General features: G+C 50.3%; 19 protein-coding genes. 4 read left to right on the top strand and 15 right to left on the bottom strand.

Annotated elements, in window-relative coordinates; all coding sequences use genetic code 11:
* Nucleotides 1-30 precede the first annotated feature (30 nt).
* On the bottom strand, nucleotides 31-225 hold the full coding sequence (locus BO53_RS0108155) for a YwbE family protein (RefSeq protein WP_031547164.1): 195 nt from the start codon (nucleotides 223-225) through the stop codon (nucleotides 31-33).
* 29 nt (nucleotides 226-254) lie between these two features.
* Entirely contained in the window at nucleotides 255-1,019 is a 765-nt protein-coding gene (locus tag BO53_RS0108150) for an SDR family NAD(P)-dependent oxidoreductase (protein WP_031547163.1), read from the bottom strand.
* 221 nt (nucleotides 1,020-1,240) lie between these two features.
* On the opposite strand from BO53_RS0108150, the gene BO53_RS0108145 reads away from it, so the two are divergent.
* The gene (locus BO53_RS0108145; protein WP_031547161.1) at nucleotides 1,241-1,726 is read left to right on the top strand and encodes a metal-dependent hydrolase; all 486 of its coding nucleotides are present in this window, start codon (nucleotides 1,241-1,243) and stop codon (nucleotides 1,724-1,726) included.
* A gap of 77 nt (nucleotides 1,727-1,803) precedes the next feature.
* On the opposite strand, the gene BO53_RS0108140 is transcribed toward BO53_RS0108145, so the two are convergent.
* The 7 genes from BO53_RS0108140 to BO53_RS0108110 form a co-directional block, all read right to left on the bottom strand.
* Nucleotides 1,804-3,015 carry a threonine synthase gene (locus BO53_RS0108140; protein WP_031547159.1) on the bottom strand — a complete coding sequence of 404 codons (1,212 nt, stop codon included), beginning with the start codon at nucleotides 3,013-3,015 and terminating at the stop codon, nucleotides 1,804-1,806.
* Between the two features lie 123 nt (nucleotides 3,016-3,138).
* The gene (locus BO53_RS0108135; RefSeq protein WP_031547157.1) at nucleotides 3,139-3,738 is read right to left on the bottom strand and encodes a response regulator transcription factor; all 600 of its coding nucleotides are present in this window, start codon (nucleotides 3,736-3,738) and stop codon (nucleotides 3,139-3,141) included.
* A 2-nt stretch (nucleotides 3,739-3,740) separates the two neighbouring features.
* Nucleotides 3,741-4,862: a sensor histidine kinase gene (locus BO53_RS0108130; RefSeq protein ID WP_031547155.1), complete on the bottom strand. Its 1,122-nt coding sequence runs from the start codon at nucleotides 4,860-4,862 to the stop codon at nucleotides 3,741-3,743.
* A 112-nt stretch (nucleotides 4,863-4,974) separates the two neighbouring features.
* The gene (gene desA, locus BO53_RS0108125) at nucleotides 4,975-5,997 is read right to left on the bottom strand and encodes a Delta(5) desaturase DesA (RefSeq protein ID WP_031547153.1); all 1,023 of its coding nucleotides are present in this window, start codon (nucleotides 5,995-5,997) and stop codon (nucleotides 4,975-4,977) included.
* A gap of 110 nt (nucleotides 5,998-6,107) precedes the next feature.
* The gene (locus BO53_RS0108120) at nucleotides 6,108-6,671 is read right to left on the bottom strand and encodes a DUF4256 domain-containing protein (RefSeq protein WP_031547151.1); all 564 of its coding nucleotides are present in this window, start codon (nucleotides 6,669-6,671) and stop codon (nucleotides 6,108-6,110) included.
* Nucleotides 6,672-6,788: 117 nt separating this feature from the next.
* Nucleotides 6,789-7,199 (bottom strand): GlcG/HbpS family heme-binding protein, encoded by a 411-nt coding sequence (locus BO53_RS0108115; protein ID WP_031547150.1) that lies wholly within the window; start codon nucleotides 7,197-7,199, stop codon nucleotides 6,789-6,791.
* A gap of 156 nt (nucleotides 7,200-7,355) precedes the next feature.
* Complete coding sequence (locus tag BO53_RS0108110) at nucleotides 7,356-8,282, bottom strand: cation diffusion facilitator family transporter (protein ID WP_031547148.1); 927 nt, start codon at nucleotides 8,280-8,282, stop codon at nucleotides 7,356-7,358.
* Between the two features lie 197 nt (nucleotides 8,283-8,479).
* Between BO53_RS0108110 and BO53_RS0108105 the strand changes: the two genes are divergently transcribed.
* From BO53_RS0108105 to BO53_RS0108095, 3 genes are all read left to right on the top strand, one after another.
* Nucleotides 8,480-8,914, top strand: a complete 435-nt coding sequence (locus tag BO53_RS0108105; RefSeq protein WP_031547147.1) for a DUF1801 domain-containing protein — start codon at nucleotides 8,480-8,482, stop codon at nucleotides 8,912-8,914.
* 33 nt (nucleotides 8,915-8,947) lie between these two features.
* Nucleotides 8,948-9,484, top strand: coding sequence for a D-glycero-alpha-D-manno-heptose-1,7-bisphosphate 7-phosphatase (locus tag BO53_RS0108100; protein WP_031547146.1), 537 nt, complete (start codon nucleotides 8,948-8,950; stop codon nucleotides 9,482-9,484).
* A 68-nt stretch (nucleotides 9,485-9,552) separates the two neighbouring features.
* Complete coding sequence (locus BO53_RS0108095; protein WP_031547145.1) at nucleotides 9,553-10,620, top strand: aldo/keto reductase; 1,068 nt, start codon at nucleotides 9,553-9,555, stop codon at nucleotides 10,618-10,620.
* Between the two features lie 62 nt (nucleotides 10,621-10,682).
* On the opposite strand, the gene BO53_RS0108090 is transcribed toward BO53_RS0108095, so the two are convergent.
* From BO53_RS0108090 to BO53_RS0108065, 6 genes are all read right to left on the bottom strand, one after another.
* A complete protein-coding gene (locus tag BO53_RS0108090; RefSeq protein WP_031547143.1) occupies nucleotides 10,683-11,288 on the bottom strand; it encodes a superoxide dismutase family protein in 606 nt (201 codons plus the stop codon).
* A gap of 142 nt (nucleotides 11,289-11,430) precedes the next feature.
* Nucleotides 11,431-11,592, bottom strand: a complete 162-nt coding sequence (locus BO53_RS13890; protein WP_156956119.1) for a hypothetical protein — start codon at nucleotides 11,590-11,592, stop codon at nucleotides 11,431-11,433.
* Nucleotides 11,593-11,689: 97 nt separating this feature from the next.
* Nucleotides 11,690-12,289 (bottom strand): class I SAM-dependent methyltransferase, encoded by a 600-nt coding sequence (locus BO53_RS0108080; protein ID WP_031547142.1) that lies wholly within the window; start codon nucleotides 12,287-12,289, stop codon nucleotides 11,690-11,692.
* Nucleotides 12,290-12,490: 201 nt separating this feature from the next.
* Nucleotides 12,491-13,942, bottom strand: a complete 1,452-nt coding sequence (gene aldA / locus BO53_RS0108075) for an aldehyde dehydrogenase (protein ID WP_031547141.1) — start codon at nucleotides 13,940-13,942, stop codon at nucleotides 12,491-12,493.
* A gap of 130 nt (nucleotides 13,943-14,072) precedes the next feature.
* A complete protein-coding gene (locus tag BO53_RS0108070) occupies nucleotides 14,073-16,208 on the bottom strand; it encodes an ATP-dependent Clp protease ATP-binding subunit (protein ID WP_031547140.1) in 2,136 nt (711 codons plus the stop codon).
* Between the two features lie 265 nt (nucleotides 16,209-16,473).
* Nucleotides 16,474-16,842, bottom strand: a complete 369-nt coding sequence (locus BO53_RS0108065) for an iron chaperone (protein WP_031547139.1) — start codon at nucleotides 16,840-16,842, stop codon at nucleotides 16,474-16,476.
* Nucleotides 16,843-16,973 lie beyond the last annotated feature (131 nt).

Genomic DNA, 16,973 nt, shown 5'->3' with positions numbered 1-16,973 from the left:
CCAGTTATTTCTGATGGGCACTTTTCCTATTTATTCCAATATCTCCTTCACTCTGCCAACAGTGCCGTCCTCGAGCTTCACCTTAATGCCGTGGGGATGTGTTGACGAGTTGGTCAGCAATCTCGCCACAACCCCTTCGGTCAGTTCCCCCGACCGCTGATGCTGCTTCTGTACCACTTTCACCTTTACGCCTGGTTTAATATGCTCTCTTTTTGTTCCGTCCATTGATAATCTCCTTAATGAATGATATAGTCCTATTCCTTTATCGTCTGTCCACCATCGATGATCAGTTCCTCCCCGGTGATGAACTTGGCTTCATCCGATGCGAGGAACAATGCTGCGTATGCCACATCTTCCGATTCACCCAAATATTTGAGTGGCACAGCTGCAATCAGGGCTTCCCTGATATCGTTGTTGGATGTCAGATAATCCGTAGACGGCGTCTCAATATAGCCTGGATGGATGGAATTCACGCGTATGTGGTCTCCTCCAAAGTCCCTTGCCGCCCCTTTCGTCATGGTGCGGATTGCACCTTTGGAAGCGGAGTACGCAGTAAGCCCCCCAAGACCGCTGATGCCGGTCAGGGAGGAGATGTTTACGACTGCCCCCTGTCCATTCCTCTTCATCGCAGGAATGGTGTGCTTCATGCCAAGGAAGTTCCCCAGTGCGTTGACGTTCATGACTTTATCCCATTCTTCCACCGTCAGCTTGTTCAGGGTGAATTCCGTCATGCCCGTTATGCCCGCATTATTGATGAGGATATCGATTTTGCCGAATGCGCCGAGGGCTTCCTCCACAATGCGCTCCCAGTCCGCTTCCTTCGACACATCATGCTTCAGGGCAATCACCGCATCCGGGTACTGCCGGCTGATGTCTTCCACCACCGGATTGAGATGCGCTTCATTCATATCCGTCGCTACGACCTTCGCACCCTCCCGGGCGAAAAGTTCTGCCTCCACTGCCCCCTGGCCACTGCCTGCGCCAGTGATTATTGCCACTTTGCCGTCCAGTCTTCCCATGACTATCCCTCCTGATTTATCCCGTTTTCCGTCAGTTCGAATATGGCAAGATGCCATTATCGTCCATTATTTTCCTTTATCTCTTCATTCCCTTTATGAGGGGATATAATCTTCGTCCCCTGCCAATCACATATATTCATAAGGCAAATCATGAAAAATACAGAAAAAATGCATATAATATATTATAATTATTATTCGGGCAAAATTAAGGAGGCGGCATCATGACTGGAAAAACACATATAATGGGTGGCATCACAGCAAGTCTTGCGGTTGCCCATGCAGCGAATGAAAACCCGCTGATCATGGTCGGCGCCGGCATCGCCGGGGCGCTTCTGCCGGACATCTGCCACAGTGGGAGCAGAATCGGAAGACGGTTTCCCATCCTCTCCCGGATCATCAATCTACTGTTCGGCCACCGGACATTCACCCACAGCCTCCTGTTTCTGGTAATCGTATCGTTCCTCATCGACCGGTTCTTTCCAAACGATATACTGAAATATGGACTGCTGACAGGTATGGTGAGCCATTATATACTGGATATGGCGACAAGAAGCGGCATCAAGCTCTTCTTCCCGCTCGACCTCACCGTCCGCTTCCCCCTCACCATCAGAACCGGAAGCAAGGTGGAGAACCTGATTTTCAGCATTCTTGCGCTTCTGGCCTTCTACTTTGGATACGAAACGCTCGGATGGTTCAGGTTCTGGTAGCCATAAATTCATGCGCGCCTCATCAATACGATGGAAGGCGCGCATTTTTATTCATACCAGTTCCCAGTATTCCGGCTTTATTTGTCGATCGCCGCTTCCTTCTCCAGCCGCTCAGGCTGGATGTCGACCGTATCCGGATACTTGATGCCTGCTCCGGTGTTCAGTACCACGACTGTTTCGCCTTCTTTGATCCACTCCGTCTCCTTCAGCCTGCGGGCCGCTGCGAAGGCGGCCGCCCCTTCTGGACAGACGAAACTGCCTTCCAGGCGGGCCAGCCGCTCCTGCTCTTTGAGCATCACTTCGTCATCCACTGCGACGGCACAGCCATTCGTCTCATAGAGTGCATCGAGCACCAGGAAATCACCGAGCGCTTTGGGCACGTTGATGCCGAAGGCTTTGGTTTCGGAGTCGTTCCAGAATTCGGATTCCCTTTTTCCTTCCTCCCATGCCCTGACGATTGGTGCACAGCCTGTCGCCTGTACAGCGACGAGCCTCGGCAGGTCTCCCTCGACCCATCCGAGTACCTTCAGCTCCTTCAGTGCCTTATGGATGCCGATCAGGCCGACCCCGCCGCCTGTGGGATAGAGTATGACATCGGGCATTTTGAAGCCCAGCTGTTCAGCTATTTCCAGTCCCATCGTCTTCTTGCCTTCTATCCGGTACGGCTCCTTCAGGGTGGAAGCGTCGTACAGGCCATATTCCTTTACCGCCCTGCCGACAATCTTTCCGGCGTCGCTGATCAGTCCGTTGACGAGATAGAGGTCCGCTCCGGATATGGCGACTTCATTCCGGGTGATCTCCGGTGCATCTTCGGGCATGACGATTGTGGATTTCATCCCCGCCCTTGCGGCATACAGCGCCCAGGCCGCCCCGGCGTTGCCATTGGTCGGCATCGCCAGTTCCTCCACACCCAGTTCCTTTGCCTTCGATACACCGACGGCGGCACCCCGTGCTTTGAATGTACCCGTCGGCACCAGGCCCTCATCCTTTATGTAGAGGTGGTCCACGGCCATGTCGCGCGCCAGACGGTACAATGGAACAAGTGGGGTCATGCCTTCCCCGAGTGACACGACATTGTTTTCATCCTCCACCGGAAGCAGTTCGTGGTATCTCCACAAATCGGCCTTCCGATGCTTCAGCTGCTCCGGTGACAGAACTTTCCCGGCCCCTTCGAGATCGTAGTCGACAAGCAGAGGCGCTCCGCATGTGCACAGCTGATGCTGCGCCTTCGTGTCATAAGTACTGCTGCATTTTGGACAATAGAGATGCGATACATAACTATATTTCATCTGATCAGCTCCCAATCCATGGTGTATAAAAATAACTGCTTACTGCCATAATGTCTCTCCCCCATTATACCTTCATGGGAAGCCGAAGTTAAACATTTAAATCCTATACTACAGATATGGATTCTATTTCAACCATCCTTTTTCCCTCGCCTTTGTGATGGCTTCGATGCGGTTGTCGACATACAGCTTATCCAGGATGATGGATATATAGTTTCTGACCGTCCCATTCGACAGGTGCAGCTCCTTCGCAATGGCCTTCGTCGTCCTCCCCGCTTCAAGCAGCTGGATGATCTCCATCTCCCGCGGGGTAAGGGGATTGGAGGCTTCAAAAGCAATGTCTATCAGCTCGGGGGAATAGATGCGTCTGCCTTCAATGATATGTCTGATCGACTGGGCGAGTGTTTCACTGGAGCTGTCCTTCAGCAGATACCCACTCACCTGTGCCTTTTTCGCCCGTTCGAAGTAGCCGGGGCGTGCAAAGGTCGTAAGTATGATGACTTTGCATGGCTCATCCTTCAGACGTTCCGCAGCCTCCAATCCGGTCATCACGGGCATCTCGATGTCCATCAGGCAGACATCGGGAGATTCCCTGGACACAAGGTCCAGGGCTTCCGAGCCATTCGCTGCCTGTCCGACGACAGTCATATCCTCTTCAAAATCTAATAGCGCACCGAGCGCCCCCCTCAACAGGTTCTGGTCTTCAGCCAGCACAATGCGGATCATCTTCACCCCTCCTCAATCTCTTTCAATATTTTCGGTACTACGATATTGATTTCAAAACCACCATTGTTATTGACGATCTGCATCTCCCCATTCACAAATGACAGACGTTCACGCATCCCATGGATGCCATGGCCCGACTGGAAAGCCTCCTTGCTCTCTCCATTGTCCATGACCTTGAGCAGAATATCCTTATCCGTATCAACCAGCTCGATGACACATAGATGCGCCTGGCTGTGCTTCACCACATTGGTGACCGCTTCTTTCAGGCACATGCTCAGCACATTTTCGACGAGCACGGGGATATTGTTGAAATCCCCTTCTACAGTTATATCATACCGTATCTGGGCGGCATCCATCAGTTTTTTCACGTGCTCGACCTCATCCTCCAGATCGACATTCTTCATGTCACTGATCATCTCCCGCACCTCTTTCAGCGCCTGTCTGGACGTCGACTGGATGTCTGCGAGCTCGCGCTTTGCGGCATCTGAATCCTTGTCTATCAGCTTCTGTGACAGTTCGCTCTTCAGCCCGATCATCGACAGCTTCTGCCCCAGCGTATCATGCAGGTCACGGGCAATCCTGTGGCGCTCTTCCAATATCGCAAGTTCCGCAATCCTCATGTTGGCGTCTTCAAGCTGTGATTCCAACTCCTCCTGTTTCAGGCGGTTGTACTGGCTGATCGGCAGAAGGATGACGCCGAGGACGGTCATGATCAGAAAAGGCAGGTGGCTGAGCAGCAGCGTATAATTGTAGAAGAATCCGAAAGTGATGGCGCCTACCGTTGTCACCAGATGAATGACATACATCGAGATGAAGCCGCCCCTGTTCCTTATGTTTCCGACATAGAATGCGGTGAAAAGCGCAAAATAGACATAGCCATAGAATATGGTCATCGCGATATTGATGCAGAATTCAATGCTCAGACCTATGTAGATCAGTGGCCCCCGTGTATTGAACGTCAGCCAGTATACTGTAAAGAACAGGATGGTCAAGACGACACCGGAGACGATCTCCCATGAATCATTGGAGCGGAATATGAAATAGAACGGCAGGATGCAGAATATGATCCATATGTACAGACTGAGTCCGGTATTCTTCGGAAATATATGATACCAGTCGCGCATGAATGACCGCCTCCCTTCTCCTTATTTGTTCCAGTGTAACAGTTTTATGGAACGATGGGCCCATGAAAAATGTATAAAAATAAATCCCCCTAACTGATTAGGGGGATTTCATCTAGTCTGTACTTGGTTGGTGCTTTTCATTCAATTGCGCCTTCATCTCGCGGAAGGTCACAAATGTCTTCTTCTTCTCATCATACAGGCGGAAGCGGATGGATTCGAGGCTCGACTTCAGAGTGATGGTCGTCGCCTGATGCAGGGGTGGCGTACTCTCATGTGCTTTTTCCAGTGAATAGTTGGGCACTCTTGGCGCCAAATGGTGCACATGGTGATAGCCGATGCTGCCTGTCATCCATTCGAGCCAGCGGGGCAGCTTGTAGTAGGAGCTGCCGTCCACTGCCGCTTTTACGTAATCCCATTCGGATTCATTTTCAAAATAGGAATCTTCGAACTGGTGCTGGACATAGAAGAGCCAGATGCCGAGCATGCCTGCCACATAGGCGATTGGAAGCTGTACGAGCAGCAGTACATGCCAGCCGAGCGTAAAGCCGATCAGGCAGTAGATCGCAACAATCAGGCCGTTGATCAGATAGGTGTTCATGCGCTCCTTCTTCTTGGCGCCCTTGCGGTTGAAGCGGTTGTCCAGCAGGAACAGTGACAATGGTCCGAGGCCGAACATGATGAGCGGATTGCGGTACAGGCGATATTTGAGCCTTTCCCATTTGCCCGCCTCCTCGTATTCCTCAACCGTCATGACCCAGATGTCACCGATGCCCCGCTTGTCCAGATTGCCGCTTGTTGCGTGGTGGATCGAGTGTTCCCGCTTCCATTTTTCATACGCAAAGTGGGTGATGACTCCGGTGATCGTTCCGAATATCGTATTCCACTTCTTGCTCTTGAAGAATGACTGGTGGGCACAGTCGTGGAAGATGATGAATGTCCGGATCATGAATCCGGCAGCTCCGATGCTGAACAGCAGACTGAGCCAGAATGAAATGCTCAGTGACTGGTACGCCAGGAACCATAGTGCAAAGAATGGCAGAATCGTATTGAACAGCTGGATGATGCTCGCCTTCGTCTGTGACTTCGCGAACGGCATGACATCTTTTCTGAGCTGTGCCTGTTTCTGTTTTGACATGTTGACCAACCTCTTTCCTGTAATCTCGTTGACTTTATTTTAATATAGGCCAATAAGATGACGTAGAGGCAGGTGTCAGCAATAACACATGACATCTGTCATATATCGCATCATACATGGAGCACGGCCCGGAATCCCCTGGCACTGTAGTAGGAGTCTGCACCGTTATGATAGATGAACATCGCGCCGTAACGGTAATCACCAAACAGTGCCCCTCCCTGCCCCCTGATATCAGCAGGTGTCCGGATCCAGCTCGATGTCTTCCTGTCGACGGTTTCAATGGTCTGGAGCTGCCGATAATGCGCCTCATCCAGAAGTTCCACCCCCATCTCCTCCGCCATGCCGACTGCACTGTGTTCCGGTTTGTTCTTCTTTCTTGCCTGGAGCGCTTCATCATCATAGCAGACTTTCCGTCTCCCCTTCGGGCTTTCCTCTGAAAAATCATAGTATACTATCAAACCATCCGCCTCACCTGCTGCATCCGGTTCGCCGCCGGTCCGCTCCATCTCCCCGAGTGACCATAGCTTCCCCGGATGGGAATCAAGACGCGCTTCAACATCCTTCCAATCCAGACGCTCATGCCGATGCATATGTGATTCAAAACGCGTTTTCAATACACTCAGCAACTGCTGTTTTTCCTCATCCGACAACCTTTGATCCTCCTGCATATTCATTCCTCCCATCGATATCTCTGTACATGTACACCGCCTCATAAGGGGCAGAAAACCTCCCTTCAGATATTCCAATCCATAGGGAGGTCTTCCGCACTTATGAAATTCAAAGACGACCGGCTACAGCGCCTTGAATGCCTCGACGCCCGCTTCAGCAACTTTCACATCGTCCGGCACGCTGCTGCCGCTGACACCGATCGCTCCGACAACCTTGCCGTCCGCTTCAAGCGGGATGCCGCCGCCGAATACGACGATACGGCCCTGATTGGTCGTGTTCAGACCAAACAGCTCTGCGTTCGGCACCGTCGCCTCCTCCAGATTGGAAGTCGGCATCTTCAATGCCACCGCTGTCCATGCCTTGTTCTGGGCAATGTCGATGCTTGCGAGCCATGCATCATCCATGCGGTGTACCGCAACCAGGTTGCCCCCTTCATCGATGACGGAGATTACCATCTGTACACCGATTTCCGACGCCTTCTGCTCTGCGCCCTCAATTATCTTCTTTGCATTTTCCAAATTGATTCTACTCATTACGCTTCCCCTTTCAAACCTTCAGTTTTGAATCGAATGTGATGCAGCGCTTATGGCTATCAATACTGCAATGTCATCGTCTCCATCATATACAAATCAAAAAATTCAGTCAAATGGGGCGGGTTATTGTCTTGACTGCGACCACCCCTATGCATTTTATTCGTGTTCCATATCATCCAGCCGGCACATCAATGCATCATCGTGTGGGTGGACTTCGCTCTCGACCTGGATGGTCACATGACCGATCCCCTCATCCTCAAGCCTCTGCTCCAGTGCGTGCAGCAGATCACCGCTCTCCCTGATGGTCATGCCGCCATCGACTGTCACATGGCATGACAGGGCATTTTGTCCACTTGTGATGCTCCACATATGGAGATCATGGATGTCGATGACCCGCTCGTCCGCATGCATGACGCTGATGATATGGTCCACATCTATATTCACAGGAGTGCCCTCCATCAGTACGTGGATGGCATCCTTCGTCACACGCCAGCCGCTGATGATGATCAGCACCGCCACGATGACACTCGCCAGCGGGTCGGCCAGACTCCATCCGAGGAACATGATTAGGAGCGCAGCCACAATGGCTCCGACCGAGCCGAGCAGGTCCCCCATCACATGGAGGAAGGCCGCCCTGATGTTCAGGTTCCCCTCCGTATCACCGCCACGCATCAGTATCCATGCGACAATGATGTTGACCACCAGTCCCACTGCAGCAATCACCAGCATCCCTGCTGACGCAACTTCCGGCGGATCCATGAAGCGCTGGAACGCCTCATAGAAGATGTAGATGGAAATGAGGATGAGCGTCACGCCGTTGAAGATCGCCGCCAATATTTCGAACCGCTTATATCCGTACGTTTTGCTGTAGTTGGCCGTCCTCCGTCCCAGACTGAAGGCCAGGACCGCAACCCCCAATGCTATCGCATCGCTCAGCATATGTCCTGCATCCGACAGAAGGGCGAGGCTGTTCGTAAGCCAGCCGCCGACTGCTTCGACCAGCATATAGCCGGTAATGATGAAGAAGCTGGCCAGCAGAACCTTCCTGTTCGCTCCGTGCGAATGATCATGCGGCATATCCATCCCTCCTGTAGTGTCTTTTCATGTGCAATTATATCAGCATGGCCGTCTTTACACAGCGAATATGCAAACCCCCGGGTGCACGCTCTGGAGTTCTATGACCTGCAGTATGTTTCGGGTAAAGTATTTTTACACCCAATGATTGAAATTTGTGGTTAAATGGAATCATGACCAATCTTAAAAATGAAGGAAGTGGCAATATGGACACTGAAGAGTACATCAGACAGATCGACGACAGATGGCGGGATACTTTTCTAGAAGTCTGGAGAACCATCGGTGAAAACCTCCCTGGAGGATTCCAGGCAGAGATGCAGCACGGCATGCCGACCTATGTTATTCCAAAGGAGACGTATCCGAAAGGCTACCATGTGGATGGCGAAGCCCTGCCCTTTATAAGTGTCGCCGCCCAAAAAAGGCACCTCGCCATCTATCATATGGGGGTATACACCGATGATGAACTGTACGAATGGTTTACAGAAACATATCCAAAGCACATGACGACCAAACTCAACATGGGCAAAAGCTGTATCCGTTTTTCCAATCCGGACAGAATACCCTATGCACTGCTTGGGGAACTTGCAGGGAAAATGACCGCGGATGAATGGATTGAACTGTATGAATCCGGGAAGATGTAATGTACATGGAACTAGATAGGAAGGATGAGGCCTATGCAGAAGGCAGTTTTTCTTGATCGGGACGGAGTCCTTAACGAAGTGCTCAACCACCGGGTGAAGTTCGTGAACCGCCCCGAAGATCTCCACCTCCTTGAAGGTGTGGAGCAGGCCATCAGGCAGTTCAATGAGGGTGGCTGGAAAGTGTTCATCGTCACCAACCAGGGCGGTGTCGGCCTTGGCTATATGACTGAGGATGCGCTTGGGGAAATACACGACAGGCTCGTGGATCTTCTCGAGGCATCGGGTGCCAAGGTGGATGATATCGCCTACTGTCCGCACACGCCCCATGAAGGATGTGCATGCAGGAAGCCGGAAGCGGGGATGATTCTGGAGCTTGCAGAGGCGCACAGCATCTCCCTTGGAGAGAGCTACATGGTCGGCGACAGGGAGCCGGATATCCAGGCTGGCCGGAATGCAGGCACTCGGACCGTCTTCATCGGGGACAGGAAAAATAAGAAGATCGGCGCAGATCATCATTTCAGGGATCTCATTTCATTTTCCAACTGGCTGGTGAATGGAGAAGGGAGATAACATATGGAAATGTTTATGCTCGCATCCAGGGGGAATTTAACTTCCAAAAGGTTTCTAAGGAGGATATTATGGATTACATCTATCTGGGAAATTCCGGTTTGAAAGTGCCGAAGTATATTCTTGGCACCATCCCTTTCAGTGGGACGAACGGTTTTGAGCCGACCGGCAATATTGATGCAGAAGCTGCCAGACGCCATGTGGACATATGTCTCGATGCGGGCATCAACATGTTTGATACGGCCAACCTCTATTCTGAAGGGGATGCGGAAAGAGTGCTTGGTGAGGCGATCAAGGGGAGGCGGGACAAGGTGCTCCTGACTTCCAAAACAGGATTTGACCTGGGAGAGGACCCCAATGCCGGAGGCGCCTCGCGCATCAATATTGAAACGTCGATCGACCGGACCCTGGAACGGCTCGGTACGGATTACCTGGATATCTACTTTGTCCATCTGTGGGACGGACGTACCCCCATCGAGGAGACGATCGAAACGATGAATGACCTCATCAAGTCCGGTAAAATACGCTACTGGGGTGTTTCGAACTACAGTGGATGGGCCTTGGCCAGAACCTATACGATTGCAGAACAAAGGGGGCTCATTCCACCGATTACCCAACAGATCTACTATACGCCTGAAGCACGGGAAGCGGAATATGAACTGCTGCCTGCAGGGAGCGAGCTCGGCATCGGTTCCATGATATGGAGTCCGCTCGGTGAGGGGCTGCTGAACGGCAAGATCGACCGCAATAACGAAGCCCCTCCAGGCACCCGTCAGGGCGAAGGCTGGCCCGAGCCCTGGGTAAAGGATGAGGAGCGCCTTTATGATGTCATCGATGCACTCAAGGAAGTGGCGGAAAATCGCAATGCCACAGTACCGCAGATTGCCCTGGCATGGATCAAGGACCGCCCAAATGTGGGGCCGGTGGTCATTGCAGCAAGAAATGAAGAACAGCTCCATGAGAATATCGCATCATATAATATACGTCTTACGCAAAAAGAGCATGACAGAATTGAAGCCGCCGCCCGTCCTGAACCATACTACCCACTATGGCATCGTGCGATGAACAGCCTGGATAGGGGATCTCCGTCAGAAATCCCATACTTGGAGGGCTATAAGAAATCGATGGGACTTGAATAGAGACGAATAGCTCAAAAGAAAATTCCGGAGGTCATTTCCGTCCTCCGGAATTTTCCATGCCTCTATTCTCCAATCACCCCGCAGGCGATACGTTCTCCTGCATCGCCTGAAGGCTGGCTTTCATAGTCATCAGCACCGGAATGGATGACGAGTGCCGTACCGCCTTCCGGGTAGAGCGTAGTCTCCTGACCTTCTTCCATCGTCACCATATCTGCTGTGACTTCCGTGTTTATAGTGCCATCTTCAGCAACCTCTATGTTTTCCATGTCACCGGCATGTGGTCCTTCAGGATCGTCAAATCCATGGTTGGCATCTGTCGGGTTGTAGTGTCCACCGGCTGATTCGAAGTCGGGCTGCTCGCAGCTTCCCGTCTCATGAATATGGAAACCGTGTGTACCGGCAGGGAGGTTTTCTCCTATAAGCTCAATATTCACCCCATGCTCACCTTCACTCAGTGTAGCAGTCGCGGTCTCCTCCCCCTCATTGTTCATAAGGACGACTTCTTCTTCAGCGCTCTCATTCGTCTCCTCGGCGACATCATTCCTTTCTTCGTCAATCGTTTCATCCACCCTTTCCTGATCTTCCGCTTCCGGTTCCTCATTGCCGCCACAGGCTGCCATTACGATTCCGACTATCAGCGTCAAAAATAAAAGTTTCCAGATTTTCATGACATACCCCTTTACAATCTGTCTTATATATTCGATTCCCATAAAATATGAACCTAAACTCATTTCCCAGGCTGCCTATATTAAATGGCACCAAAAAAACGGTCATATCCGACCGCTTTTAAAAATAACTATTATGTAGATGTTACTCCTGGCTGTTTCCATCAGATCCGCCCTGGCCCTGCTGGTCCATCGTATCATTTATCGTCTGTTGCTGATCAAACTCATCGGAATCATTGTTCATTCCACATGCTGCCATCAATGTAGTCAGCATTACTGCCGCCACCAAAAGTCTAAAGCGTTTCATATGGACTCCTTTCCCTTTCTGCTATTTGCTCCATTCCCTGAATATCATACATTCAAACAGGGCAGAAGATGTTCTCCTGCCCTGATTTTACCATTATTCAGGGTTTTATCCACAGCATATACAGGCAGCCGGCCAGATGCCTCTCCTCCTTCATGATCTTCAAATCGGAACGCCTTACGATTTCTGATATATTCCTGTTCTGATGACAGCCGAGCACCTTCATCGAAACCGGGTCCACTATATTCAGCGCGCCTGCAAGCAGACGGTTCGTACTCTTGCCGTGCTCCATCATCAATATCGTCCCTTCCGGCCTGCACCACTTTCTGAAACTGTCGAGTACATCATCAGGGTGTTCATAGGCACAGAATGAAAGCGTGGAGACGATTGTGTCAAAACTGTTTTCATCAAACTCCAACTCCGCTACATCCGCCTCGAACAGGGTCGCTTCAAAAGGATAGGCTGATGCAGCTTCCTGTGCCGCATTAATCATTTTGGAGCTGAAGTCGATGCCTGTCAGCTCAATATCCGCTTCGTAGTATGGGAAATTCCCTCCGGCACCAATGCCTACCTCCAAAACCTTTCCTTCAGCTTCCGGGATGATGCGTGCACGGTATTTATCTGTAGGATCGTTGCCCCTTCTCTTGTCATACGTTTTTGACTGCCTGTCGAATTTCTTGACCATTGCCTGATTTTTCATGACACCCCTCCTCTTCTATTGGGAACGCATGCTTCACACTCATTTATGTAAACAAGGCTTTTAGTGTATTATAACACTTTTCGAACAATGAGTTGTCCATCCGGCATCGATACAATCATCCAAATGCCAAAACCGAGGGAATAATATTTTCATTTTAAATTAAAGGGGTGCAGAAATTCACTGCACCCCATTCTTAATATTTTATTTTTTGTTTTCTCTATATTGCATATAGACGACCTGTGTCACAAGGAAATCCTCTACGCCATACTTGCCGTCTGTACCCCCAAGGCCCGACTGGCGCATGCCGGCATGATAGCCCTGGACAGCTTCGAAATTTTCACGGTTGACGTAGGTTTCTCCGAACTTCATCTCATTGACAACCCGCATCGCTTCGTTCAGATCTTCCGTGTAGACGGATGAGGATAGCCCATATACTGTATCGTTGGCTTTTTCAATGGCTTCATCCAATGTGCTGAAAGTAGATATGGGCAACACCGGCCCGAATATTTCGTCTGTCATGATATCAGATTCATGGGTAACACCCGTCAGGATCGTCGGATTATAGAAGAATCCTGCGTCAACATCCGCGGCCTCGCCGCCTGTAACCACTTCAGCCCCTGCTGAGACAGCATTCTGTACCATTTCGTCCACTGTCTCAAGACGGTCCTGGTTGACGAGCGGCCCAAGATCCGCTTCCTTGTCCTTGCGTGGATCACCAAATGTCTTCGCTTCAAACTTCTCCTTGAGTTTACGGGTCAGTTCTTCGGCCACATTCTCATGTACATAGACACGCTCAGCATTTGTACAAGCCTGGCCATTGTTGGCAAGCCTCGAAGTCGTGATTTCTTCTGCCGCAAGGTCAAGGTCGGCATTTTCAGTAACTATGGCAGGTGCCTTCCCTCCGAGCTCCAGATTCGCTTTTGTAATGTTCTGAGCCGCTGCCTCCATCACTTTTGTACCTGCGGTGATGCTGCCCGTCATCGTCACCATGTGCACATCCTTGTGTGAAGCCAGGGCATTGCCGATTTCAGAGCCTGCACCTGTTACGACATTGTATATGCCTGCAGGCACCTCCGGCATCTCATCTACGATTCTGGTGAATTCCATCGTCGTGTTCGGCGTATGCTGGCTCGGCTTTATTACAACGGTACAACCCGTCATCAGTGCAGTGGCCACTTTCCGTGCCAGGATGAAGACTGGGAAGTTCCACGGAATGATGCCGGCCACCACCCCGATCGGTTTTTTGTAGACAAGGATGTTTTCATTTGAACGGTCACTCGGTACAATGTCCCCTTCAATTCTTCTTGCCCATTCGGACATATACTCGAAATAGTCTATTGCCAGATCCACTTCACCGCTTGCCAGTTCATAATCCTTCCCCTGCTCTTCCTGAAGCAGGTCGATGAATGTCTCCCTTCTTTCTGCAATCTTCTCACCCATTTTGCGTACAATTTTGCCCCGTTCAATGTTCGGCATCTGCTCCCATGCAGCCTGAGCCCGCGAAGCCGCTCCCACTGCCTTGTCCACATCTTCTGATGTGCCTTTTGGTGTCCTCGATATCACTGCCTCCGTTGCCGGATTGATGATGTCCAGCCACTCATCTCCGGTGGACGCAGTGTATTCACCATTTATATATAACTGATGCTCCTTCACAGTATCTCCTCCTAGAGTATTGTTGCAACACTCTTCCCTCCTGCTGCAGATGCGAAACAACACCAGATAATAGAAAAGGCCGCCGTCCCATGGGAGGGGCGGCAGCCTTTCCTTATATACAATTGATGAATCAACCTCTTACAACTGCAATCTCTTCATCTTCCATCTGTACTCTCACACTATCTACAATCTCTTCTTCCAGGATGAGATCGGTCAGCTGGTCTTCAATCTTATCCTGGATGACCCTGCGGAGCGGTCTCGCACCGAATCGTCTGTCATAGCCGAGTCTCGCAAGCTCACGCTTGGCTTCATCCGTGATTGAGATGCTGATGTCGTTCTCTTCGACAGTCTCCTGAAGTTCTGCAAGCATCAGATCGACAATTTCAATCAGGTTGTCTTCAGTCAACGCATTGAAGTTGATGATGGAATCGAAGCGGTTCAGGAATTCAGGTTTGAAGTAGTCGCTCAAGTTGTCCAGCGTCGATACCGATTCATGCTTGTCCGGATTGAAACCGACGCTTGCTGTATTCACACCCGTACCTGCGTTGCTTGTCATGATGATGACAGTATCCTTGAAGCTGACCGTACGGCCATGGGAATCTGTCAGATGACCATCTTCCATGATCTGCAGGAACATGTTCTGTACATCCGGATGGGCTTTTTCTATCTCATCCAGCAGAATGATGCTGTAAGGGTTCCGGCGGACTTTCTCCGTCAGCTGTCCCGCTTCTTCATGTCCGACGTATCCCGGTGGTGAACCGATGATTTTGGACACGGTGTGCTTCTCCATGTACTCGCTCATGTCGAGCCTGATCATCGATTCGCGGGAGCCGAAAAGCTCTTCAGCCAGTGCCTTGGTCAACTCCGTCTTACCGACACCGGTCGGCCCGACGAACAGGAATGAACCGATCGGACGGTGCTTGGACTTCAGTCCTGCACGACTGCGGCGCACGGCTTTGGCTACTTTGCCCACGGCCTCCTCCTGTCCGATGACCTTTTTGGCAAGCTCGCCCTCCAGGTTGCGCATCTTCTTCTGCTCATCAGCCTGCAGCTTCGTCACAGGGATGCCTGTCTTCTCTTCAACGATCAGTTGAATGTCTGAAACCTCGACATCGAGCACCTGTTCCTTGTCCTTGGCTTTCTCCAGCTGTTTTTCAAGCTGTATTTCCTGATACTTGAGGTTGGCTGCCCTTTCATACTCTTCACGCTCTGCCGCTTCCTCTTTTTCCTGGGCAATCTCATTCAGCCGCTGCTGAATCGAGTTCGAGTCACTTTCCGCATTGGAGAGATTCAGTCGTGAACCGACTTCATCCATAAGGTCGATTGCCTTATCCGGCAGGAAACGATCCTGGATATAGCGGTCGGACAGTGTAACAAATGCATGGATGGCATCATCGGAATAGCGTACTTCATGGAATTTTTCGTAGCGGTCCTTGATGCCCTGGAGAATCTGCTCCGCTTCCTCCAGCGTCGGTTCTTTTACGATGATCGGCTGCAGACGGCGTTCCAGTGCCGCATCCTTTTCAATCTGGCGGTATTCCTTCAATGTCGTCGCACCGATAATCTGCACTTCACCACGTGCCAGTGCCGGCTTCAGAATATTGCCTGCATCCATTTGTGAACTTTCTGCCGTACCTGCACCGACGATCTGGTGGATTTCATCGATGAAAAGGATGACATCCTTACGCTCCTGAAGCTCAGCAATCAGCTGCTTCATGCGTTCCTCGAATTGGCCGCGTATGCCTGTATTCGCGACAAGTGATGCCACATCAAGCACATAGACTTCTTTATGCGTCAATTTCGCAGGGACTGCCCCTTCTGTAATCTTGAGGGCAAGGCCTTCAGCAATTGCCGTCTTACCGACACCCGGCTCACCGATCAGTACCGGATTGTTCTTGTTCCTTCTGTTCAGTGTTTCAATGACACGCTTGATTTCCGTGTCACGTCCGATAATCGGGTCGATGTTGCCCGCTCTCGCTTCATCGGAAACGTTCTTGCCAAGCTGATCCAGCAGGCCGTTTCCTCCGCTTCCCTGTTTCTGTCTTGTCCGCGTCCCCGTCTGGCTGCCGCCATTTCCTTGGAAATATTTATCATTGGACCCTGAATTTTCGAAAGGAGACCCGGAAAAGAAATCACTGCCACCCATCATCTGGCCTCTGATTTCACGGAAACATTCATTACATAAGTGGACTTGCGTCTTCTGGTTATTGATGTTCATTGCCAGATTGACATTCGCATCATTGATACCACAATTTTGACATTTCATGAATAGTTCCTCCTTCAACTTATATATAAACTTACCTTCTAGTTTGACTTTATTTGACTATAAATTAATTATAAAACCTTTGAAACACTGATTCAATAATGTTGCTCACTAAGATGATTAAGGTCAGTATCTTCAAATCCACTCTTATTGACTATCTTTGACCTTAACTTTATTATACATTGACCTTCTTTGACTTTCAAGTATCTGACTTGATTTTTCCATAAAAAAACAGGGACTGATGGCCAGTCCCCGTACTATGTTTAAATCATCGCCAAAATGTATCGAGCCCCGCTTTATCTTCAATATTAAAATCGATGACCTTCTTCAGGAGATCATAGTCGACCTCCCTGTCCCAAGGCATGTGGAAAATTTGATTGGTATAACCATAGCCCGCTTCTTCCAGCGCACTGCTGAATTCTGTGATTGCCTTATTCTCGGGAGCAACCGACATATGCTTCTTCGCCACACTGAAACCGATGATGTAAGTACCGTGGTCGGTCAACATCGGCTGGTTCCACTTCACCACCCTTTCCATATGCGGGTATTTGTCATGCACCCATGAAAGGACATGTGCCACTTTCTCCCTGTGCTCCCTATTTTCGATTCCATTGAGGAATTCATCGAAAACCGTCATCACCATTCCCCCTATTTTAATTTTCCTTCATTAAATAGTTCATTTCTATTTATAAATATACCCTTTTAATGTTATAGTACACTAAACGTATATTTATGTAAGCGTTTCCATTATATTAAAGGGGTGTGTTG

Origin of the sequence: Salinicoccus luteus DSM 17002 (assembly GCF_000712035.1) — a bacterium.
Lineage (GTDB): Bacteria > Bacillota > Bacilli > Staphylococcales > Salinicoccaceae > Salinicoccus > Salinicoccus luteus.
Note: the sequence above shows the minus strand (reverse complement) of the source record. Positions and strands in the feature narration are given on the sequence as shown.